This window comes from Amycolatopsis sp. NPDC051758 (genome assembly GCF_044453095.1).
GTDB lineage: Bacteria > Actinomycetota > Actinomycetes > Mycobacteriales > Pseudonocardiaceae > Amycolatopsis.
Genome location: NZ_JBITCJ010000001.1, coordinates 1,559,359 through 1,580,427 on the forward strand (window position 1 = coordinate 1,559,359; position 21,069 = coordinate 1,580,427).

Consider the following 21,069-nt stretch of genomic DNA (forward strand, 5'->3'; position numbering starts at 1 on the left):
TCGTTCGTCCTCCCTCCGGAACGACGCTGTTCCCCCTCGAGGAGCCGAAATGACCTGGAAACGCAAGCTCTTCGCGGCCGCAGCCGGTGCGCTCCTCGCCCCGGTGCTGGTCGTCGTCCTCCCCGCCACCTCCGCGAGTGCCCACGGGTACGTCTCGGACCCACCCAGCCGGCAGGCCAACTGCAAGGCCGGGAAGGTGCCGAACTGCGGGCAGATCGTCTACGAACCGCAGAGCGTCGAGGGCCCCAAGGGCCTGCGCAGCTGCAACGCCGGCCTCGGCCAGTTCGCCGAACTGGCCGACGAGTCGAAGCCGTGGCCGGCCAAGTCGGTCGGCACCACGGTGACCTTCAACTGGGTGTTCACCGCACGGCACGCGACCTCGAACTACGAGTACTACATCGGCAACACGCGCGTCGCGAACATCCCCGGCAACAACCAGCAGCCGCCGGCGACCGTGCAGCACACGGTGAACCTGGCCGGCTACTCGGGCCGGGTGAAGGTGCTGGCGATCTGGAACATCTCCGACACGGCCAACGCGTTCTACAGCTGCGTCGACCTCCAGATCGGTGGCGGTGGCACGCCGCCGCCGACCACCACCCCGCCCCCGACCACCACCCCGCCGCCCACCACGACCCCGCCCCCGACGACCACTCCGCCGCAGAGCGGGACCTGGGCCGCGGGCACGGCGTACAAGGCCGGTGACGTCGTGACCTACGGCGGCGCGAGCTACCGCTGCCTCCAGCCGCACACGGCGATCGCGGGCTGGGAGCCGCCGAACACCCCGGCCCTCTGGCAGCGTCAGTGAGGCTGCTCCTGGTCGTCGTCGCGCTGCTGCTGGCCGGATGCGGCAGCGGCGCGACGACGGCCGCCCCCACCTACAACGCGGCAGACGTGATGTTCCTGCAGATGCTGATCCCCCAGAACCAGCAGGGCATCGACGTCGTCCGGCTGGCGAAGGACCGCCCGCTGCCCGCGTCCCTGAAGGAGCTCGCGTCGGCGATCGAGGTGACGCAGCAGAGCGAGATCGACGACATGAAGCGCTGGCTGCGCGACTGGGGCCAACCCGAGACGATGGACATGGACCCGCATGCTCACGCGGGCCACGGCGGCATGAAGATGACGGCCCCGGACCTCGTCGGCGCGCTCAAAACCGCGAGTGACGCGGACTTCACCCGCAAGTTCCTGGACGTGCTGTCCGGCCAGCAACAAGGCGCGGTCGAGCTGGCCCAGGCCGAGAACGGCACCGGCGGCGGGGTCAACACCCAGGCCCGCGACCTGGCCCGCCGGGTCATCGAGTCACGCAGCGCCGAAGTCGGGCAACTGCTGAACTTCAAGGCCTGATCTCCCCATGCCGAAGGCCTCCCCGGTCACCCGGGGAGGCCTTCGGCGTTCAAAAACTCAGCGGCGCTTCGGCCGCCAGACGACCATCGCGGTCTGCTGGTTCAGCGGCACCAGGTCCCGGCGGTAGGACGCGTGCGCCGCCGCCGCGGCCTGTTCGCCGGCGAGGTACGCCGCGGCCAGTTCCTCGGTCAGCTCCTGCAGGCGGGCCCGCAGCGCGTCGACCTGGTTCTCCAGCTCGATGATGCGCTTGATGCCGGCGAGGTTGACACCGTCCTCTTGCGACAGTCGCTGGACTTCGCGCAGCAGCGCGATGTCCCGCATCGAGTAGCGCCGGCCGCCGCCGGACGTGCGACCGGGGGACACCAGTCCCTGCCGGTCGTACGTCCGCAACGTCTGCGCGTGCATCCCCGCGAGCTGGGCCGCCACCGAAATGACGAACACCGGGGTCTCTTCGTCCCCCTCCTGGGGAATCCCGCCGAACATCCCACTCACCTGCCTTCGAGCAGCTCAGTGATCTCGGGCCGGGGGTCGTGCCCGGCCATCGCCTCGGCGTACGCCTGCAGTGCTTCGCGCGCCTTGTCGTCCAGTTTGGCGGGAATCGCCGCGGTGAGGGTGACGAGCAGATCACCTTGTGAGCCGTCGCGCTTGGCGATGCCCTTGCCACGCACCCGCAGCACCCGGCCGCTCGCGGTGCCCGGCGGCACCTTGAGCGAGACCTTGCCTTCGAGGGTCGGCACCGTGATCGTGGTGCCGAGCGTGAGCTCGGTGAAGTCCACCGGCACGGAGATCGTCAGGTCGAGGCCCTTGCGCCCGAACAGCGGGTGCGGGGCCACGTGCACCCGGACGTACAGGTCGCCCGCCTGCGCGCCGCCCCGGCCCGGCTCGCCCTGGCCGGCCAGCCGGATCCGCTGGTCGTCGTCGACGCCCGACGGGATCCGGACGGTCAGCGTGCGGGTCCGCGTGCTGATGCCTTCGCCGCCGCACTCGGGGCACGGGTCGTCGATGATCTGCCCGCGACCCCGGCAGTCGCGGCATGGCTCCGAGAACGCGAACGCGCCCTGGCTGCGGCTGACCAGGCCCGACCCGGAACAGGTCGGGCAGGTCCGCGGCGAGGTGCCCGGCTTCGCGCCGTTGCCGCCGCACGTCGAACAGGTCGCCGGGCTCGACAGCCGCAGCGGCAGGGTCGCGCCCTTGACCGCCTCGGTGAAGTCGATCCGGACGTCGGTCTCGACGTCGGCGCCGCGCTGGGGCCGGTTGGCCGTCGCGCCCGCCGTCGTCCGGCCGCGGCCGAAGAGCCCGCCGAGGATGTCGCCGAGCCCGCCGAAGCCCTGCTGCTGACCGCCCGCGCCGGCCTGGCCGAAGATGTCGCCCATGTCGAAGCTGCCGCCACCGCCGCCACCGGGGAAGTTGAACCCGCCCCCGGAGCCGCCGAACAGCCGCCGCGCCTCGTCGTACTCCTTGCGCTTGCTCGCGTCGGAGAGCACGCCGTAAGCCTCGGAGACGGCCTTGAACTTCTGCTCCGCCTGCGCGTTGCCGGAGTTCGCGTCCGGGTGGTTCTCCTTGGCCAGCTTGCGGTAGGCCTTCTTGATCTCGTCGGCCGTGGCGTCGGAGGAGACGCCCAGTTCACGGTAGAAGTCCTTGCCGATCCATTCCCGCGCACTCATCGGGCGTCTCCTCCTCCCACTTGACCCGGATACTGCTTACTGCTGCTGGTCATGAAGTCCGCCGTCGAGTGGCAGCTCGCCACCGACGGGCGGGTCCACCGGGGCCGCGCCGGGCTCGTGGTCGGTCACGCCGACCAGCGCCGCCCGCAGCACGCGGTCCCCGAAGCGGTAACCGCGGCGCATGACCACGGTGACCGTCGGGCCCGCCACGTCCGGCGAGGTGTTGTGCTGCACGGCTTCGTGCACGCTCGGGTCGAAGGGCTCACCCTCGTTGCCGAACGACTCGAGGCCCGCGCGCTGCAGACCGCTGATCAGCTTGTCGCCGACCGCCTTGAACGCCCCGGTGAGGTCACCGTGCTGGTCGGCCCGCTCGAGGTCGTCGAGCAGCGGCAGCAGGTCGTTCACGACCGTGGCCTTCGCGCCGATCACGACCGCCTCGCGGTCACGCTCGACGCGCTTGCGGTAGTTGGCGTACTCCGCCTGCAGGCGCTGAAGATCGGCGGTGCGCTCGGCCAGCTCCTTCTCGACGTCGGAGAAGACCGACACCGAGTCGTCCACAATGGACTCGCCCAGCGAGGGGCCCGCGTGCTCCACGGGCGCGTCCTCCGGCTCCGGCGCGGCGTGGGCCGGACCGGGCGGGCGGACCTGCCCGGTCTGGGGGTCCACCCGCCGCCGATCCCGCACGACCACCGGCTCCTCGGGGCCGCGGCCCTGGTTCTCGGATTCGTCGTAGCTGTGGGTCACTTCTTTTCGTCCTCTTCGACGATCTCGGCGTCCACCACGTCATCGGCCTTGGCCTGGCCGCCGGCCGCACCGGCGTCGCCACCGGCGGCACCCGAGGCGCCGGCCGCACCCGCGGCCGCGTCGGCGTTCGCGTTGGCGTACAGGGCGGTGCCCAGCTCCTGCGAAACGGTGTTCAGCTTCTCGATCGACTCACGGATCTTCGCCGAGTCGGTGCCCTTGAGCGCCTCGTTCGACTCGTCGATCGCGGACTTGACCTTGGCCTTGAGGTCCTCGGGCAGCTTGTCGTCGTTGTCCTTGAGGAACTTCTCGGTCTGGTAGACCAGCGTCTCGGCCTGGTTGCGGGTCTCGGCCTCTTCGCGCCGGGTCTTGTCTTCCTCGGCGTGCGCCTCGGCGTCCTTGACCATCCGCTCGATGTCGTCCTTCGGCAGCGCGGAGCCGCCGGTGATCGTCATCGACTGCTCCTTGTTCGTGCCGAGGTCCTTGGCCAGGACGTGCACGATGCCGTTCGCGTCGATGTCGAAGGTGACCTCGATCTGCGGCACACCACGCGGGGCGGGCGGGAGACCGGTCAGCTCGAACATGCCGAGCTTCTTGTTGTGCGCGGCGATCTCGCGCTCACCCTGGAACACCTGGATCTGCACCGACGGCTGGTTGTCGTCCGCGGTGGAGAAGATCTCCGAGCGCTTGGTCGGGATCGTGGTGTTGCGCTCGATGAGCTTGGTGAACACACCACCCTTGGTCTCGATGCCCAGCGACAGCGGGGTGACGTCCAGCAGCAGGACGTCCTTGACCTCGCCCTTCAGGACACCGGCCTGCAGCGCCGCGCCGACCGCGACGACCTCGTCCGGGTTCACGCCCTTGTTCGGCTCGCGGCCGCCGGTCAGCTCCTTGACCAGGTCCGACACGGCCGGCATGCGGGTGGAACCACCGACGAGCACGACGTGGTCGATGTCGCCGACGGCGATGTTCGCGTCGCGGATCACGTTGTTGAACGGGTTCCGGGTGCGCTCGAGCAGGTCCGAGGTGATCTTCTGGAACTCGGCGCGCGAGAGCTGCTCGTCGAGGAACAGCGGGTTCTTGTCCGCGTCGACCGTGATGTAGGGCAGGTTGATGCCGGCCGAGTTCGAGCTGGACAGCTCGATCTTCGCCTTCTCCGCCGCCTCACGGATGCGCTGCAGCGCCATCTTGTCCTTGGTCAGGTCGATGCCGTTCGTGGCCTTGAACTTGTCGACCAGCCACTTGACGATGCGCTCGTCCCAGTCGTCACCACCGAGGTGGTTGTCACCGGAGGTCGCGCGGACCTCGACGACGCCTTCGCCGATCTCCAGCAGCGAGACGTCGAACGTGCCGCCACCGAGGTCGAAGACCAGGATGGTCTGTTCCTTCTCGCCCTTGTCCAGGCCGTACGCCAGCGCGGCGGCGGTCGGCTCGTTGACGATGCGGAGCACGTTCAGGCCGGCGATCTGGCCGGCTTCCTTGGTGGCCTGCCGCTGCGCGTCCTCGAAGTACGCCGGGACGGTGATCACCGCGTCGGTGATCGTCTCGCCCAGGTACGCCTCGGCGTCGCGCTTGAGCTTCATCAGCACGCGGGCGCTGATCTCCTGCGACGTGTAGTTCTTGCCGTCGATCTCGGTCTTCCAGTCGGTGCCGATGTGCCGCTTCACGGACCTGATGGTCCGGTCGACGTTCGTCACCGCCTGGTTCTTCGCCGGCTGACCGGTCAGCACTTCGCCGTTCTTGGCGAAGGCGACGATCGACGGGGTGGTCCGGGAGCCTTCAGAGTTGGCGATGACCGTCGGCTCGCCGCCCTCAAGGACGGCGACGACCGAGTTGGTCGTGCCGAGGTCGATGCCGACCGCTCGCGCCATGGTGCATTCCTCCTGTGTAAGCCTGCTTCGTCCGTGACCTGCACGTTCGGCCCCACCTTGAGCGGGGCCTTGGCAAGTTGTATCGGGCCTTCGCGTGCCGCGTCAAGCTGGACTTGAGTCGGCTGCGCTCAACCTTCGTACCAGGGTAACGAGCGGTCCCGGGTTCTTGTTCCCGGCCCCGGGCACAGAACGTGCCCGGTGGCGGTGTGACACCGCTCACCAGGCACGTTCACCGGACTCGGAGCACCGCCAGGCTCGCCAGGTGCGGGGAGGTCACGCTGACCGGCACGCTCTGCGCGGGTGTGGTTCCGGGTTCGCTCCGCAGGAACCCGACCACGCCGAACATCGTGATCGCGCCGGCCAGTGCGGCGGCCAGGACCCGCCGTTCGATCTTGCCCATGGTGGAGAAGTTCCGTTCCCGAAAAGAGTGAAAAGAGTGAAGGGGGTCAGGCGGCGCGGACGGTCACGCTGCCGCTGTCCGTGGTGAGGTCGAGCGTGTGCGGCGCGGTGCCGTCGGTCGGGACGTCGATGTCGCGGTGCCCGCTGTCGCTGTCCCCGAGGACGCGGTAGGGCCCGCCCGGCACGGCGACCTCGACGCTGCCGCTGTCGGCCTTCACCTTGACGTTGTTCGGCTCCGCGAGCGACAGGTCGACGCTCCCGCTCGACGACGTCACGTCGGCCGGTCCCCGCAGCCCCGTGCCGCTGATGCTGCCCGAGTCGGCGTGCAGCTGGACCTCGCCGACGTCCCGCAGGTCGATGCCACCGCTGTCCAGCCGCAGCTTCACCAGGCCGGGCACGTCCTCGACCCGGGCGTGCCCGGAGTCGGCGCGCACGTCGACGCTCGCCATCCCGGCGATGTCCAGGCCGCCGGAGTCCACCTTGCCGGTGACCGGGATGTTCGCCGGCACGACGACCTCGAAGTCGACCGAGCAGTTCGTCCCGCAGTCGGCGAGCACGAGCTGGTCGCCTTCGACGCGGAAGAAGGTGTCCCCCGGGTTGCCGCGCCAGTGGTAGTCGATCTTCTGGTGCACGGTCGCGGGCCCCGACCCCGCGCGGATCTTCACCGACCCCGAGTCGCCGTCCAGCTTCACGCTGCGGATCGTCTCCGAAAGGGTCTTGGTGTTCTCGAAGTCCGATCCCCAGCCCCAGCCGAACGCGGTCGCCAGGCCGACGCCGATCAGGACGATGCCACCCAGAGCCAGAAGCGGGCGCGCCATGGTCGTTGGTCCCCTCAGTATGTGTCCCTCTGCGTGAGAAAACGTTATGGGCGAGGGGAAGGTCAGTACATGGGGTAAACCCCCCGAATGACCCTGAGATCCGTCCCTGACACGCGGGGGTGGCGCCCGGGGCCTAACCTGGCGCAAGACTCCAGTTCCGTGATCAGGAGGATCCATGCCGCAAGCACCCGGCCCGTACGAATCCCTGCCCGACGTGCCGTCGTTCACCGTCCGCAGCAACGACGTCGCCGACGGCGAAACCCTGGCCACGCCCCACTTGTCCGGCATCTTCGGCGCCGGCGGCGAGGACCGTTCGCCGCACCTGGCCTGGGAAGGCTTCCCCGCGGAGACGAAGAGCTTCGTGGTCACCTGCTACGACCCCGACGCCCCGACCGGCAGCGGGTTCTGGCACTGGGCCGTGCTGAACATCCCGGCATCGGTGACCGAGCTGGCTTCGGGCGCGGGCGACGGCTCCGGCCTCCCCGACGGCGCGGTGACGTTGAAGGGCGACGGCGGCGTCAAGCAGTTCCTCGGCGCGGCGCCCCCGCCCGGCCACGGCCCGCACCGGTACTACTTCGCGGTGCACGCCCTGGACGTCGACAAGCTGGAGGTCGACGGCGACGCGACCCCGGCGTTCCTCGGCTTCAACATGTTCGGCCACACCTTGGCTCGCGCGGTGATCACCCCGGTGTACGAGAACAAGGGATAGGTCTTCGAAGGGCCCGGCACTGTCGCGGATCGGCGACAGTGCCGGGCGCTTTTTTGGTGGTGGCCGATGACACACTGCGGTCATGTCACCACCGATAGCGACACCCCGGTCGAGAGCGCTGGGGTTCGGGCTGCGGAAGGCGCGGCAGGCGCGCGGCCTCGGCCTGCGCGAACTGGCTCGCGGGGCGGACGTGCGGCCCGGCGATCTGTCCAATTGGGAGCTTGGTCTGCGAGTGCCCAAGGTTGAAGAGGTTGCGCTCCTGCTGGGGCGGCTGCAGGTGAGTGTGGAGGAACGGACGCGGCTGCTGGAGCTGGCGGAGAACGCCCGCGAACCCAACTGGCTCGAGCGCGACATGCCGGACGCGCCGCCGATCCTCACGACGCTGGCCGAGTACGAGCGCACCGCCGCCTCGATCTTCAGCTGGCAGCCGATGCTGGTGCACGGGTTGCTGCAGACCGCCGACTACGCCGAGGCGATCCTGGCGCACGGCGGCGCTCCGCCTGCGCTCGTCGAGCAGCGGCTTCGCGTGCGCATGATCCGGCAGGCCGCCCTGCGCGAGCGCGGCGCGCCGGAATGTTCCATCCTGCTCGGCGAAATCGCGCTGCGGCAGCGGGTCGGCGGGCTCGAGATCCTGCTTGAGCAGCTCCGCCACCTCCTCGACCTCCCGCCCCGGCTCGCCGTGCGGGTGATCCCGTTCGGCGGCGATTTCCACCCCGGCCTCAACGGTTCCTTCAGCGTCTTCGAGTACTCCGACCTGCCCGCAATCGTCTTCTTGGACCAGCATCGCGGCAGCGCCTACATCTACGATGAGGATCAGGTGGCGGACTACAAGGCCGCCGCGAGGACCGTGTCATCCCTCGCCATGGACTCGGCGGAATCCCGCGAGTTCATCGAGGGGGTGATCGCCGAACTGGAGGCCTGAGTGAACTGGCGGAAGTCCAGCTACAGCGGGCAAGAGGCCGAGTGCGTGGAAGTGGCACTGGCTCAAGTGGTGCAGATCCGCGACACCAAGGACCGCCCAGGCGGAACCCTCCAAATCTCCACCCGATCGTGGGACGCCCTCCTCACCGACCTGAACCGGTGATCACGCCGGCCGTCCGGGATTCCCTTCAGCGCAAGGCTTCCTTGTTGACACCTTCGCGTTCGAGGTAGCGGCCCTTGGTGTGCTCACCGAAACCGAACTGCCGGTACAGCCCGTGCGCGTCGGCGGTGTGCAGCATCCAGCGGAAGCCGGCGCCGGGCCCGTGGTCGATCATCTCGCGCACGATCTCCTTGCCTAGCCCGGTGCCGCGCGCGGAGTCGACCACGAAGACGTCGGCGAGGTAGGCGCTTCCGACACCGTCCGAGAACGCCCGCGCGAAGCCGACCATTTCGCCACCGCGGTACGCGCCGACCACCCGCCAGGAACCGTCGATCGCGGCTTCGACCTGTTCGCGGGTGCGCCAGCGGCCCCAGTAGGCCTCGGTGGAGAGGAACTTCCACACCACTTCGAGGTCCAGCCGCGCCCGGTCGTCGTCGAGTTCGTAGTCACCGAAGGTCCGCATGATCGGCAAGCTAGCCCAGCGGACCGGGTCAGCCCCACTGATATTTCAGGAACTTGCCGTCCAGCGTGACGACCACCCGCTCACCACCCGGGTCTTCGCGGCGGGAGACGTCGAGCTTGAAGTTGATCGCGCTCATGATCCCGTCGCCGAACTGTTCGTGGATGAGCTCCTTGAGCGTCGGACCGTAGACCTGCAGGACCTCGTAGAAGCGGTAGATCGTCGGGTCGGTCGGCACCACGTCGTCGAGCGCGCCGCGCGTCGGCTGCAGCCGCAACGCGGCCTCGGCGCCGGCGTCCAGCTCCAGGACCTGCGCGGCCTTCGCCGCGATTTCGGCGGGGATCGGGTGCTGCCCGAGCAGCGCGGACGTCGTCCACGCGAGCGGGGCGTCCAGGGTCTCCGCGAGCTGGGCCCAGCTGAGCCCGAGGCGGATCTTGGCGGCGAGGACGGCTTCGGCGGCTTCCTGTTTCGTCGTCATGCGCCGACGCTAAAGCCGCCGTGTTTCACCGAGGTTTCAGCAGGTAGTCCACCACCGGCCGCAGCTCGTCCGCCGACGGCGGCTCGTCGTCGATCAGCCCCTGGATCAGCAGCCCGTCGATGCCCGCGAGGAACACCCGGAACGCCACTTCGTCGTCGTGCCGGACCATCGACGTCAGCACGTCCAGCCACCGCCGCGCCGCCGGGCGCAGCTCCGGCTTCCGCGCGGCCAGGAGGTAGAGCTCGTACTCGGCCATCGTCCGCCCGCGGCGCGGCCCGAGCGCCTCCGCGAGCAGGCCCGCGACCTCCTCGGCGCCACGCGAACCACGTGACCGGGCCCGGTCGATCATCCAGTAGACCTCGGTCGCCATGTCGCGGGCGCAGGAGATGAGCGTCGCGATCAGCAGGTCGTCCAGGGACGAGAAGTGGTAAGTCGTGGACGTTGTCGGGACGCCGGCCTCGGCCGCGACCGTCCGGTGCGTCACGCCGGCGACGCCGTCACGCTCGATCACGCGCAGCGCCGCCCCGATGATCTCCGCGCGCCGCTTCTCCCCGCGTACCTTGCGGCCGTCGACCTGCAGTTTCACGCTGACGCACTCCCGACCTCGATCAGCACCACACCGCCGATCACCAGCGCCAGCCCGGCGATCATCGCCGCGTTGACCGGTTCCTTGAGGAACACGACCCCGATGATCGCCACCAGCGCGACGCCGGCCGCGGCCCAGATCGCGTACGCGACACCGACCGCCAGCCCCATCTTCAGCACCCGCGCCAGCGCGACGAACGCGATGGCGTAACCGACCACCACGATGATCGACGGCCCGACCTTGGAGAAGCCCTCGGAGAGCTTCAGCGAGATCGTCGCGGACACCTCGGCGGCGATCGCCAGCGCAAGCAGAAGGTACGCACCCATAGGGTGAAAACTACCTGAACGATCGTCCCGAAACAAAGAGCGACGTACACCACATCGGTGGGACTTAGGCCCACTCAACGGGTTACTCATCAGTAAGGAAGGTTAGTCTCCCGGCACCACCACTGATCCATCCGGACGAAAGGCACCCGAACGATGGGCGCTCTGCAACTGACGCTCGGCGGGATCTCGGTCCTGCTCGGCCTCGTCGCCTGGGGCATGTTCGCCGCGACGATCGCCCGCTTCGTGCGGGTCATCCGCCTCGGCCAGCCGGACTCGACCCGCAACGGGCCGTTCATGCCGCGGCTCATGACGCTGGTCAAGGAGTTCGCGGCGCACACCCGGATGAACCGCAAGCGCAGCGTCGGCCCGGCCCACTGGCTGGTCATGTGGGGTTTCCTGCTCGGCTCGCTCGCGCTGTTCGAGGCCTACGGCGAGGTCTTCGTCCCGCACTGGGGCTGGCCGATCCTCGACGACTTCCCGCCGTTCCAGCTGCTCATGGAGCTGCTCGGGGTCGGCACGATCGTCGGCATCCTGGTCCTGATGGCGATCCGCCAGCGCAACCACCCGCGCCGCGCCGACCGCCAGTCGCGCTTCCAGGGCTCCAACTTCAAGTGGGCGTACTTCATCGAGGCCGTCGTCCTGATCGAGGGCATCGGCATCATCGGCGTCCGCGCCGCGAAGGCCGCGCTCGGCGCGCACGAGACGCCGACCTGGGCCGCCTTCGTGTCGAACCCGATCGGCGAGCTGCTGCCGGCCAGCCCGAACCTGGTCACGGTCTTCGCGTTCGTCAAGCTGATGAGCGCCACCGTCTGGCTGATCGTCGTTGCGCGCACGATGACCATGGGCATCGCCTGGCACCGCTTCAGCGCGTTCTTCAACATCTACTTCAAGCGCGAGCAGGACGGCGGTGTCGCCCTCGGCGCACTCAAGCCGATGATGAGCGGCGGCAAGGTCCTCGACCTCGAGGAAGCCGACCCCGACGAGGACACCTTCGGCGTCGGCAAGATCGAGGACTTCAGCTGGAAGGGCTGGCTGGACTTCTCGACGTGCACCGAGTGCGGCCGCTGCCAGGAGCAGTGCCCCGCGTGGAACACCGGCAAGCCGCTGTCCCCGAAGCTGCTCATCACGCAGCTGCGTGACCACGCCTACGCGAAGGCGCCGTACCTGATGGCCGGCGGCAAGCGCGACATGGCGGGTGACGAGGTCGGTTTGTCCGGCGACAACATGTACGCGGGCATCGACGTCCTCGCGATCGCCGAGTCCCAGAAGGCCCTGATCGGCGACGACGGCGGTGTCATCGACCCCGACGTCCTGTGGTCCTGCACCAGCTGCGGCGCGTGCGTCGAGCAGTGCCCGGTGGACATCGAGCACGTCGACCACATCGTCGACATGCGCCGCTACCAGGTGATGATCGAGTCGTCGTTCCCCAGCGAGCTGAACGGCATGTTCAAGAACCTGGAGAACAAGGGCAACCCGTGGGGCCAGAACGCCAAGGACCGGCTGGCCTGGACCGAGGACCTGGACTTCGAGGTCCCGGTGTTCGACGGCGACATGGGTGACGCCGAGTACCTGTTCTGGGTCGGCTGCGCGGGCGCGTTCGAAGACCGCGCGAAGAAGACGACGCGGGCGGTCGCCGAGCTGCTGCACATGGCCGACGTCAAGTACAAGGTGCTCGGCTCGGAGGAGTCCTGCACCGGTGACCCGGCGCGCCGCGCGGGCAACGAGTTCCTCTTCCAGATGCTGGCGCAGCAGAACGTCGAGATCCTGAACTCGGTGTTCGAGGGCCGCGACCGGAAGACGCGGAAGGTCGTCGTGACCTGCGCGCACTGCTTCAACACCCTCGCCAACGAGTACCCGGAGCTGGGCGGCCAGTTCGACGTGGTGCACCACACGCAGCTGCTGAACCGCCTGGTGCGCGAGAAGCAGCTGGTGCCGGTGGCGCCGGTCGCCGAGGACGTCACCTACCACGACCCGTGTTACCTCGGCCGCCACAACAAGGTCTACGAGGCGCCGCGCGAGCTGGTCGGCGCGACGGGCGCGCGGCTGCGCGAGATGCCGCGGCACGGCGACAAGTCGATGTGCTGCGGCGCCGGCGGCGCGCGGATGTGGATGGAAGAGAAGATCGGCAAGCGGATCAACGTCGAGCGCGTCGACGAGGCGCTCGGCACCGCGCCGTCGAAGATCGCGACGGGCTGCCCGTTCTGCAAGGTGATGCTGAACGACGGCCTGACGGCTCGCCAGAGCGACGGCAGCGCGAGCGAGAAGGTCGAGATCGTCGACGTCGCGCAGATGCTGCTGGAGTCGGTCAAGCGCAAGCCGGAGCCGAAGCCGGTCGCCCTCGGGGCGCCGTCGCTCACTTCGGACTCCACCGAAGAAGCCTGACGAACCGGACACCCACGGCCCGGCCACGACAGATGTCATGGCCGGGCCGTGATCGTTGACCCGGGTCCGGCGCCGCCCGCCGTCCGACGATGAGGGCATGCGAAAGTCCGCAGCACTCACCCTGACGTTGCTCTCTCCGTTCACGGCCGAGTTCCTGCTGGCCGACCAGTACCTCGCCGGTCCACCCGAACTGGTGCAGCAGCTCGTCATGTTCGCCCTTTATGTCGCCTTCTACGGCGCGGCCGCGCTGCTGATCCGCGAAACCGTCCGGCGGACGGGCCGCGGCTGGCCCACGATGCTCACGCTCGCCCTCGCGTTCGGCGTCTTCGAAGAGGGCCTGCTGACGCAGACGCTGTTCAACCCGCACTACCTCGGCCTCGACCTGCTGTCGTCCGGGCACGTCCCGGTGCTCGGCATCGGCGGGCCGTGGACGGTCTACGTGCTGACCCTGCACGTCGTGTGGAGCATCGGCGCGCCGATCGCGATCACCGAGGCGCTCTTCGGCCGGGAACCGTGGCTGAAGAAGGCCGGCGTGAGCCTCTGGAGCGTGACGCTGGTGCTCGGCGCCGCCGCGACGTTCGGCGTCTCGTACGCGATGGGGCACTTCCTGGCCCACCCGGCGCAGCTCGCCGGCGCCGCGGTGGTCGTGGTCGCGCTGGTCGTCGCGGCCTTCCGGTTCCGCTCGGCGGTGTGGACGTCGACGCCGGGGAACCCCTGGGTTGCGCTCGCGCTCGGCGTCGGCGCGAGCAGCGCGTTCCAGCTCCTCCGCGGCCTGGACAGCCTGCCGTGGCTGCTCGTCGGACTGCTCCTGGCACTGGAAGCGGCCACCGCCGTCGCGATCTTGCGACTGCGCCCGCCCGCGTTTCCGCTGGCCGCCGGAGCGGTGTTGACCTATTGCTGGATCGGCATGAAAACGACCATTCCGCACGGCACGATCGCCATTGTCGAGCAGTCCGTTCTCATTCTCGTAGCGGTAGCACTACTGGTTGTCACCAGTCGTTCAACCCGTCCACTAGCTGGGAATTCGTAGCGGCAATCGATTACCCACACAATGTTCGCGATATTCACCGAAATGGCCCATCAGGGAAAGGACAAACCACGGTCTCAAGACTGGACAACCGGCGTATCCTGGCCTTTCCTCGCCGCCATCGCTGCCAGCGAGGCCAATTCGACGATCACGGAATCAGGGGGCAGCGCGGATGGCCGAGGACCTGCGGACCGGGGAAAATTTCCTTCCCTCCACCGGCCGGCACGCTCTCCGCGGCATCCCACCCGTCGGTGATCCGCTCGGTTACCTGCCCGTCCAGCGGACGCTCGTCCGCCCGTACGTCCTGACACGCGGCCGCACGCAGTCGCGGCGGCACCTGGCGATCGAGGCCATGGTGTCGACCCGCGCCGGCGCGCACTGGAACGGCGCCCGGCTGACCGGTGAGTTCCGCTCGGTGCGCACGCTCTGCCATCGCCCGCGCTCGGTCGCCGAGGTCGCCGCCCGGCTCAGCGTGCCGCTCGGCGTCGCCCGGGTGCTGATCGACGACATGGCCGAGCAGGGCCTGGTGACCATCCACGACACCCGCGTCAACTCCGAGGGCCGTCCGGCGGTCGCGCTGATGGAACGTGTGCTGCACGGCCTGCGCCGCCTCTGACCATTACGCTCACCAAGGTGAGTGAGGAACCCGAAAAGCCTGGTGGCGAAAGCACGCTGACCGTCCTGCTCGCGGGCGGGGTGAACCTGGCGATCGCGATCATGAAGCTGATCGCGGGCATCATCACCGGCTCGGGCGCGATGCTGTCGGAAGCGGCGCACTCGGTGGCCGACACGTTCACCGAGGTCCTGCTGCTGACGGCGTTGAAGCGCTCCGACCGTCCCGCCGACCGCGTGCACCCCTTCGGTTACGGCAAGGAGCGCTACTTCTGGTCGCTGCTCGCCGCCGTGTCGATCTTCGCGTCGGGCTCGATGTTCGCGCTCTACGAGGGCGTTTCGACGCTGTTCGGGCACGGTGAGGCGCAGAGCACGTCGATCCTCAGCTACATCGTGCTGGCGGTGGCGTTCCTGCTCGAAGGCACGTCGTGGGTGCAGGCCGTGCGGCAGACCGTCCGGGAGTCCAAGGCGGAAAACCGGTCATTCTGGGCATACCTCCGGCTGATCGACGACCCGACGCCGAAAACCGTGCTCTTCGAGGACTCGGCCGCGCTGATCGGCCTCATCGTCGCGTTCGCCGGCATCGGGCTGCACCAGCTCACCGGCTCGGAGGTCTGGGACGGCGTCGCGTCGATCGTCATCGGCGTGCTGCTCGCCTTTGTCGCCTACCTGCTCGGGCGGACCAACCGCGGCCTGCTCATCGGCCGCCAGGCCAACCCGGAGATCGTCCGCGGGGTCCGCGACCACCTCTCGGCGGCGCCGGAGATCGAGGCCGTCGTGGACCTGCAGACCATGCTGATGGGCACCGACCAGGTGCTGGTCTGCACCCGCGTCGACTTCGACGACTCACTCGGCGCCGGCGACGTCGAACACGCCTGCGTCCGGATCGCGGCCGAGCTGACCGAGTCGTTCAACGACGTCACCGAGGTGTTCATCGAGCCGGTGCCGCGAACGGATCCCGACCTGCGGGCGACCGTGCTGGCCCGGTACGGCGACATCGCGGAGCGGTGGAACAACCCGGCTTAGCGCTCCTCAGTACGCCTCAATGCGCCTCAGTAGCCGAAGTCCTGCACCCAGTAGTTGCCGGCCTTGGTGAAGCCGACGCCGATCTTCGTGAGCGAGCAGTTCAGGATGTTCGCGCGGTGGCCCTCGGAGTTCATCCAGGAGGTCATGACCTGCGCCGCGGACGTCTGGCCCTTCGCGATGTTCTCCGCGCCCGGCTTCGGGTTGCCGGCGTTCTTGATGCGCTGGTCGAACGTGACGCCCTCGGGGTTGGTGTGGGAGAAGAAGTTGCGCGCCGACATGTCGTCGCTGTAGTCCTGCGCGGCCGTCGTCAGGTGCGACTCCTCGGCGAGCGGCTTGCAACCGGCGGTCGAGCGCTCGTCGTTGACGAGGTTGATGACCTGCTCGGCGACCGAGGAGGCAACGCGAGCCGCGGCCTTGGTGCTCGGTGGCGGGGCCGCTTCGGAGGTCGTCGGCTGCGGGGCGGCCGAGGTCTCGGACGGCGTGGGCGCCGCGCTGGACGTCGGCGCGGGCGCCTCGGACGAGGAACGGGGCTGGTTCGTGGCCGGGGCCTGGCCGCCGGCGAGCTCGGTGCCGCTGCCACCGCCGGAGCCGGCCGGAGCGTCGGGGAGCACAAGAGCCGCGGCGCCGAGCTCAGCGGTGTTTCCTTCGGCGGTCGCCATCCAGGTGCCGGTCGCGGCGGAGAAAACGCCGAGCAGCACACTGAGTGACACCATCACCACGCGAGCACGTTCACCAATGGGGGACACGGCGCGAGAACGTATCACGGAACGATTACAGCGAGAACCCTACGAACGCACGGGTCACATTTCTCCGGCCGGCATTCGCCGACGGACATCGAGCCCGCGGCAATCGGACGCTCCAGCGTTACTCCGTTCAGCCGCTCCGGACTTTGAACGTCGCGTCCCCGGACGCGCTCACCGGGCGCCCGGTCGGATCCTGGCCGGTGCCGGTCGCCTTGCTCGTGAAGCCTTCCTTACCGGCGATCGTCGTGCAGGAGTAGGTGATTTCGGCATCCGCGGCCAGCTCCGGAACGGCGTGCGCACACCCCGGCGTGTGGTCGTCCACTACGGACACGGCGGTGAGCGGCGCGTCGCCGGTGTTCTTGACCAGGATCTTGAACGTGACGGTTTCGCCGGCGCGCACTTCGTAGGGAGTGGCGTCCTTCATCACCGCGATCTCGGGGTGGACAACGTCGACTTTCGCTTTGGCATTCGATTGCACCGCGCGACCGGTCGGGTCCATTCCGGTGACATCGGCTTCGGCGGTGAAATCGTCGTCCGGGGCTTTGCGGGTGCAGGTGTAGGTCTGCACTTGGTGGGCTTCGAGTTTGTCGAACGCCTTCGCGCAGGCGGGCTCGTCGGTGATCTTGACTTCGGTCAGCGGCACGTCGCCGGTGTTGGTGACGGTGATCGTGAAGGTGACGTCGTCGCCCACGCGGACTGTGGCGGGCTTCGCGGCCTTCTCTATCTTCACCGCCGGGTGGATCACGTCGACTTTCGCTTGCCCTCGCGCCGTGAGCGGCGGCCCGATCGGCGCCTTCGCAGTCGCTTCGGCGGTGCTCACGACATCGTCCTTCGGGGCCTTCGTCGTGCAGTCGTACTTCTGCGCTTCGCGGGCCTCAAGCTTGTCGAACGCCTTCGCGCAGGCCGGCTCGTCGGCGACCTTGACTTCGGTCAGCGGCACGTCACCGGTGTTGGTCACGGTGATCGTGAAGGTGACGTCGTCGCCTTCACGGACCATGGCGGGCTTCGCGGCCTTCGTGACGCTCAGTCCGGGATGCAGGACGGTGTAGGCGGCGTCGTCGGTGGCGCTGACCTGGCGATTAGTCGGATCGGTGCCAGTTGCGGTGGCTGAGCTCACGAAATTGTCGGTGCCGGCGTTTACCTTGCAGGAGTGGCGCTGGGAGGCGCCGGGAGGGAGGGTGCCGATGGTCTGAGCGCACGCCGGAGTGCGGCTGTCCACAAGGGACACGTCGGTCAGGGGAACGTCCCCGGTGTTCGCGACGACGATGCTGAACGTGACGGTGTCGCCTTCCCGGACTTGCGCGGGCGCGGCGTCGTCCGTGACGGTGACCGCCGGGTGAATGACATCGACCGGTACCCCGGCGGCCGCGGTCACCGGACGGTTCGCGGCGTCGGTGCCCGTGACTTTCGCGGTGGCGGCAAAGTCGGCTTCGCCGGCGACTTCGGTGCAGGTGTAGGTCTGTGTGGCTTTCGGCTCGAGCGAGCCAAGGGGTTTGGCGCATGCCGGTGCGCCTTGATCGGCCACGGAGACGTCCCGCAGCACGCTGTCGCCGGTGTTGGTGACGGTGATCGTCGACGTTACGGTGTCGCCCTTGCGGACAACGGTGGGGTCGACGGTCCTGGCGATCGTGATGGCGGGATGGATGACGTTGATGCTCGCGGTGGCTCGGCTGAGCAAGGCCGGTCCAACCGGAGGAGTGGCGGTGACCTGCACGGCGGCGGTGACGTCATCGGCAGGTGCGCTGAGGGTGCAGCTGAAGTCCCTGGTGGCGCCGGGTTCAAGCGCGCCGTCGAGGACCTGGGCGCAGCCGGTGGCCCGCGCCTGCGGACCGGTGGCTCGTGGGGAGATGGACGCGGCCTGCGCGCCGGCGGCCTGGGCGCCCGACGTCTGTGGGCCGGCGGCTCGCGGAGCGGTGGCTTGTGTGCTGGGGGCCTGCTGATCCGTGGCCTGAGCGCCTGAGCCTCCCGTGCCTGCGACCTGCAGGGCGGTAGCTCCGATGCTCGGCTCCGGGGTACCCGGAGTCTGAGTACCTGACAGCTGCTGGCCACCGGGTCGCAGACCCGCGGCCTGCCCGTCCGTGTCCTGCCTGCAAGCCACCTCCGCGTCCGTGACCCGCAGCCCGGTCAGCGGCACGTCACCGGTGTTGCGCACGGTGATCCGGACCGGCACCGCGTCACCCTCGCGGAACGGCCCACCCGTCACCTCGGCGGTGATCCCCACCGCCGGGTGCTGCACGACGAACGCGGCCTCCGCGGTCGCCGTCACCGGCCGGGCGGTCGGATCCGTCCCGGTCACCACCGGGCGGTTCGTGAAGCCGGCCGCACCGGCAACCGTCGTGCACGTGTGCGTCTGCGTCGCTTGCGGCGCCAGCGTCCCGAGCGGCTTCACGCACCCCGCGACCTCGCTGGCGACCGCCACACCGGTCAGCGGCACGTCGCCCGTGTTGGTCGCGGTGATCGTCCAGGTCACCGTGTCGCCTTCGCGGACCTGTGCGGGCGAAGCCTGCGCAGCGAGCGTCACGGCCGGGTGGATGACGTCGACCACGGCGTCGTCGGTGACCTTCACGATGCGGCCGAGCTGGTCCTTGCCCGACGCGGCGGCCGTGTTCGTGAAGTCGTCCGGCGGGGCGGGTGCGGTGCAGGTGTACGTCTGCCTGCCCTGCGGCGGCAGCGCGCCGAGCGTCTTGGCGCACGCCGGGGTGCGGTCGTCCGTCACCGCGACGTCTGTCAGCGGCGCGTCACCGGCGTTGGCGACCGTGATCGTGAACGTGATCAGGTCGCCGGCGCGCACGATGCCGGGCGCGGCGTCCTTCGTGAGCGTCAGGGCCGGGGTGATCACCGTGACGGTGGCCGACGCGGTGGCCGTCACGGGCTGCCCGGCGAGGTCGGTGCCGGTGGCCGTCACCTGCGACGTTGTTGTCGAGGACGGGTTCGCCGTGCACGTGTACGTCTGCGTCGCGCCCGCGGCCAGGCCGTCGAAGGTGCGCGAGCACGACGTCGTCGTGTTGTCGGTGACCTTGACCGGCGCGAGCGGGCTGTCGCCGGTGTTCTTCACCGAGACGGTGAACGTGACGGCCTCGCCGGCGTGGATCACCGGCGGCGCGGCGGTCTTGGTGACCTCGACGGCGGGCGCGATCGTCGGCGCGGGCGCGTCGGCGGTGGCCGTGACCTGCTTGCCGAGCTCGTCGGTGCCGACACCGACAGCGGTGTTGAGACCGTCGGCGATCGGCGCGCGCGCCGTGCACGTCAGCGTGCGGCTTTCGCCCGGGGCGAGTGCGCCGGCAAAAGCGCACGACGGCGTCTTCGGGTCGGTCACCTCGACACCGCTGAGCCCGGTGTCGCCGGTGTTCGTGACCTTGATCGTGAACGTCGCGGTGTCGCCGGCGCGGTAGGCGGGCTTGTCGGCGGTGTTCGTGATGCCGATCGCCGGGTGGATGACGTCGACGTGGGTGGTCGCGACGCCGTCGAGCGGCTCGCCGGGCCCGCTTGTGCCGGTGACCTTCGCGGTGTTCGTGAAGTCGTCGGCCGGCGCGGGACCGGCGCAGGTGTAGTCGACCTTCTGCCCGGGCGCGAGCGTGCCGAGCGGCTTTGCGCAGGCCGGGACGGCCTCGTCGGTGACCTGCACATCGGATGCCGGGACACCGGCGGGGTTGGTCACGGTGACGGCGAACGTCACCGGCTCACCGGCGTGCGCCTTCGGCTGCGTCGCGCGCACGGCGATCTGGAGCTCGGGCACCGGCACCGAGAACGCCAGGTTCTGCGCGAGGTAGGTGTCGCCGCTGGTGACAAACCCGAGTTTCGCGCTGGTCGCGCCCGCGGGGATGTTGTCGACGTTGAACGCCTTCGCGTCCACGCTGAAGTTGTTCTTCACCCCCGGCGCCGCGGCGTTGTCGGCGTTCGAGACGAAGAAGTTCGACGTCCCACCGGTCGCCGGCTCGGCGGCCGGGGTGCCGTTGACCAGGAACTGGTCGCCGGAACCACCCCAGTCACCGTCGTAGGCGGTGACGCCGATGTGCGCGTCGGCGGCCGCCGCGCGGAAACCGGTGACCGTCGTTTCGGTGGGGACGTCGGAGACCGGGACGTGCCCGTCGTAGACGACCACCTTGCGCTTGTTCGGCGCGAAGTCGGCGTTGCGCTCCGGATAGGCGTAGACGAGCGCGATCGACCAGCCGCCCGCGCAGTCGAAACCCTTGGGGGCCCAGACGTTGCCGACCGTCACAGCCAGCGCCGACCCGGTCGGCGCACCGGCGAACTGGCTGGTCACGTCGGCGTTGGCCGAGTAGTACTGCCCCGGTTCCTCAGCGAACGCCGAAGGCGCGACGTCGACGGGCTTCGTGCTGCCGACCGAAAGCCGGACGTTCTGTGCAGCCGGTGTTCCCGGCGGCAGCACCGCGGGAGCACCTTCGCGCGAACCGCAGGTCTTCGCGCTCGTGTTGCCCGCCCAATTCAGCCGGGCGAAGACGATCTTCGCGTCGGGCGGGATGCTCACCGACGCGCTGGCCGAGTCGAACGTCCCCGGGTCGGCGTCGACGTCGGCCCACTGCATGAAGAAGTCGTCGTTGGCCAGCGTGTCCTTGCGGTCCGCGGTGTTCGCGCACGCCGCCGGCGTGGCCACCGCGGCACCCTGCAGCGCGCCGTCGGCGGCTACCGGACAGCGCAGGACGCCGTTGCCCGCGTACAGGAAGTCTCCGTAGACGACGCCGTCGTAGCCCACCTTGAACGGCTGATCGGCGGCCGCACCCGCCGACGGCACGAGCGCCGCGGCCGAGAAGACCAGTGCCAGCACGAGAAACAGGCGAAGCGGT

21 protein-coding genes are annotated in these 21,069 nt (G+C 69.3%); 9 read left to right on the forward strand and 12 right to left on the reverse strand.

The genetic code is table 11. The annotated features are described in order from the left end of the window. The first annotated feature begins 49 nt into the window (after positions 1 to 49). The gene (locus ACIA5G_RS08130) at positions 50 to 805 is read left to right on the forward strand and encodes a lytic polysaccharide monooxygenase (protein ID WP_395921497.1); all 756 of its coding nucleotides are present in this window, start codon (positions 50 to 52) and stop codon (positions 803 to 805) included. Beyond that, positions 802 to 1,341, forward strand: coding sequence for a DUF305 domain-containing protein (locus tag ACIA5G_RS08135; protein WP_395921498.1), 540 nt, complete (start codon positions 802 to 804; stop codon positions 1,339 to 1,341). Before ACIA5G_RS08130 ends, ACIA5G_RS08135 begins: the two co-directional genes overlap by 4 nt. Before the next feature lie 57 nt (positions 1,342 to 1,398). Here ACIA5G_RS08135 and ACIA5G_RS08140 read toward each other — a convergent pair whose 3' ends face one another. From ACIA5G_RS08140 to ACIA5G_RS08165, 6 genes are all read right to left on the reverse strand, one after another. Next, a complete protein-coding gene (locus tag ACIA5G_RS08140) occupies positions 1,399 to 1,824 on the reverse strand; it encodes a heat shock protein transcriptional repressor HspR (protein ID WP_395921500.1) in 426 nt (141 codons plus the stop codon). A 5-nt stretch (positions 1,825 to 1,829) separates the two neighbouring features. Continuing rightward, positions 1,830 to 3,005 carry a molecular chaperone DnaJ gene (dnaJ, locus tag ACIA5G_RS08145; RefSeq protein ID WP_395921501.1) on the reverse strand — a complete coding sequence of 392 codons (1,176 nt, stop codon included), beginning with the start codon at positions 3,003 to 3,005 and terminating at the stop codon, positions 1,830 to 1,832. 36 nt (positions 3,006 to 3,041) lie between these two features. Further along, positions 3,042 to 3,749 (reverse strand): nucleotide exchange factor GrpE, encoded by a 708-nt coding sequence (gene grpE, locus ACIA5G_RS08150; RefSeq protein WP_395921502.1) that lies wholly within the window; start codon positions 3,747 to 3,749, stop codon positions 3,042 to 3,044. Further along, entirely contained in the window at positions 3,746 to 5,617 is a 1,872-nt protein-coding gene (gene dnaK / locus ACIA5G_RS08155) for a molecular chaperone DnaK (protein ID WP_395921503.1), read from the reverse strand. Before dnaK ends, grpE begins: the two co-directional genes overlap by 4 nt. 229 nt (positions 5,618 to 5,846) lie before the next feature. After that, positions 5,847 to 6,017 carry a hypothetical protein gene (locus ACIA5G_RS08160; protein WP_395921505.1) on the reverse strand — a complete coding sequence of 57 codons (171 nt, stop codon included), beginning with the start codon at positions 6,015 to 6,017 and terminating at the stop codon, positions 5,847 to 5,849. Positions 6,018 to 6,063: 46 nt separating this feature from the next. Next, positions 6,064 to 6,834, reverse strand: coding sequence for a DUF4097 family beta strand repeat-containing protein (locus tag ACIA5G_RS08165; RefSeq protein WP_395921507.1), 771 nt, complete (start codon positions 6,832 to 6,834; stop codon positions 6,064 to 6,066). A gap of 175 nt (positions 6,835 to 7,009) precedes the next feature. Between ACIA5G_RS08165 and ACIA5G_RS08170 the strand changes: the two genes are divergently transcribed. The 3 genes from ACIA5G_RS08170 to ACIA5G_RS08180 all read left to right on the forward strand — a co-directional run bounded on the left by ACIA5G_RS08170 (position 7,010) and on the right by ACIA5G_RS08180 (position 8,627). Next, complete coding sequence (locus tag ACIA5G_RS08170; protein ID WP_395921509.1) at positions 7,010 to 7,543, forward strand: YbhB/YbcL family Raf kinase inhibitor-like protein; 534 nt, start codon at positions 7,010 to 7,012, stop codon at positions 7,541 to 7,543. Positions 7,544 to 7,625: 82 nt separating this feature from the next. Continuing rightward, a complete protein-coding gene (locus ACIA5G_RS08175; protein WP_395921510.1) occupies positions 7,626 to 8,465 on the forward strand; it encodes a helix-turn-helix domain-containing protein in 840 nt (279 codons plus the stop codon). Continuing rightward, on the forward strand, positions 8,466 to 8,627 hold the full coding sequence (locus tag ACIA5G_RS08180; RefSeq protein WP_395921511.1) for a DUF397 domain-containing protein: 162 nt from the start codon (positions 8,466 to 8,468) through the stop codon (positions 8,625 to 8,627). A 25-nt stretch (positions 8,628 to 8,652) separates the two neighbouring features. On the opposite strand, the gene ACIA5G_RS08185 is transcribed toward ACIA5G_RS08180, so the two are convergent. The 4 genes from ACIA5G_RS08185 to ACIA5G_RS08200 are packed head-to-tail and all read right to left on the reverse strand — an operon-like array spanning position 8,653 to position 10,474. Continuing rightward, entirely contained in the window at positions 8,653 to 9,087 is a 435-nt protein-coding gene (locus ACIA5G_RS08185; RefSeq protein WP_395921512.1) for a GNAT family N-acetyltransferase, read from the reverse strand. A 28-nt stretch (positions 9,088 to 9,115) separates the two neighbouring features. Continuing rightward, positions 9,116 to 9,562: a cyanase gene (gene cynS / locus ACIA5G_RS08190; protein WP_395921513.1), complete on the reverse strand. Its 447-nt coding sequence runs from the start codon at positions 9,560 to 9,562 to the stop codon at positions 9,116 to 9,118. A gap of 25 nt (positions 9,563 to 9,587) precedes the next feature. Beyond that, positions 9,588 to 10,148, reverse strand: a complete 561-nt coding sequence (locus tag ACIA5G_RS08195) for a TetR/AcrR family transcriptional regulator (RefSeq protein ID WP_395921516.1) — start codon at positions 10,146 to 10,148, stop codon at positions 9,588 to 9,590. Further along, a complete protein-coding gene (locus ACIA5G_RS08200; protein ID WP_395921517.1) occupies positions 10,145 to 10,474 on the reverse strand; it encodes a DMT family transporter in 330 nt (109 codons plus the stop codon). The genes ACIA5G_RS08195 and ACIA5G_RS08200 overlap by 4 nt, the downstream gene beginning before the upstream one ends. A 153-nt stretch (positions 10,475 to 10,627) precedes the next feature. On the opposite strand from ACIA5G_RS08200, the gene ACIA5G_RS08205 reads away from it, so the two are divergent. The 4 genes from ACIA5G_RS08205 (at position 10,628) to ACIA5G_RS08220 (ending at position 15,521) form a co-directional block, all read left to right on the forward strand. After that, a complete protein-coding gene (locus ACIA5G_RS08205) occupies positions 10,628 to 12,856 on the forward strand; it encodes a (Fe-S)-binding protein (protein WP_395921518.1) in 2,229 nt (742 codons plus the stop codon). A 97-nt stretch (positions 12,857 to 12,953) separates the two neighbouring features. After that, positions 12,954 to 13,886: a hypothetical protein gene (locus ACIA5G_RS08210; protein WP_395921519.1), complete on the forward strand. Its 933-nt coding sequence runs from the start codon at positions 12,954 to 12,956 to the stop codon at positions 13,884 to 13,886. Between the two features lie 169 nt (positions 13,887 to 14,055). Further along, entirely contained in the window at positions 14,056 to 14,499 is a 444-nt protein-coding gene (locus ACIA5G_RS08215) for a DUF742 domain-containing protein (RefSeq protein ID WP_395921520.1), read from the forward strand. A gap of 17 nt (positions 14,500 to 14,516) precedes the next feature. Then, on the forward strand, positions 14,517 to 15,521 hold the full coding sequence (locus tag ACIA5G_RS08220) for a cation diffusion facilitator family transporter (protein WP_395921521.1): 1,005 nt from the start codon (positions 14,517 to 14,519) through the stop codon (positions 15,519 to 15,521). 26 nt (positions 15,522 to 15,547) lie between these two features. Here the strand turns inward: ACIA5G_RS08220 and ACIA5G_RS08225 are convergent, their stop codons facing one another. Together ACIA5G_RS08225 and ACIA5G_RS08230 are read right to left on the reverse strand one after the other, a co-directional pair. Continuing rightward, positions 15,548 to 16,240: a CAP domain-containing protein gene (locus tag ACIA5G_RS08225; RefSeq protein ID WP_395921522.1), complete on the reverse strand. Its 693-nt coding sequence runs from the start codon at positions 16,238 to 16,240 to the stop codon at positions 15,548 to 15,550. 154 nt (positions 16,241 to 16,394) lie between these two features. After that, positions 16,395 to 21,050 carry a hypothetical protein gene (locus ACIA5G_RS08230; RefSeq protein ID WP_395921956.1) on the reverse strand — a complete coding sequence of 1,552 codons (4,656 nt, stop codon included), beginning with the start codon at positions 21,048 to 21,050 and terminating at the stop codon, positions 16,395 to 16,397. Positions 21,051 to 21,069: the final 19 nt, after the last annotated feature.